This window comes from Pseudomonas sp. 05N434 (genome assembly GCF_056396965.1).
The window spans coordinates 1-469 of the sequence record NZ_JBFTMK010001121.1 but is presented as its reverse complement, the minus strand read 5'-3'; the positions used below and the strand labels follow the sequence as shown (position 1 = coordinate 469).

General features: G+C 51.6%; 1 pseudogene. It reads left to right on the top strand.

Annotated features, from left to right (window positions below):
• Positions 1-233: 233 nt before the first annotated feature.
• A pseudogene (locus AC1DLB_RS32035) lies at positions 234-469 on the top strand (PI-PLC domain-containing protein); the annotation flags it as partial.

Below are 469 nucleotides of genomic sequence, written 5' to 3'. Positions count from 1 at the left end.
GCCTGACCGCAAACCTGAGTAAAGCGGCCAAGCGCGCCAACTAGCGCAGAGCCATTAAAGGATTAATTCTTATGCAAGTATTTCCGTGACTGGCGATGCAGTCGCGCGCTTCTATGCTGGGTCATGAAAGCCTTTCTACGCAGGCGAGCAATAGAGGTATGGCACGCAGCCACACCCTAAACATGGACCTCGTCCCCTCCATGGAAGGGACGAGTCTACGACAAGGAACTGTCATGACCCATAACGCAGTAATCACGCTGGATAAACAAAAATGGATGAGTAATGCCCTCGACATCGATCGTATAAAACTGACTGATGTTATCTGGCCCGGCGCCCATAACGCCGGCATGGATAAACAGGCGCCTAATTATGAGGTGGTCGTCGGCAACTGGACGACATGTCAAAACGGTTCATTTGCATGGCAATTGTCCAATGGCGCACGGGCATTCGATATCCGCTTGGGCTATAC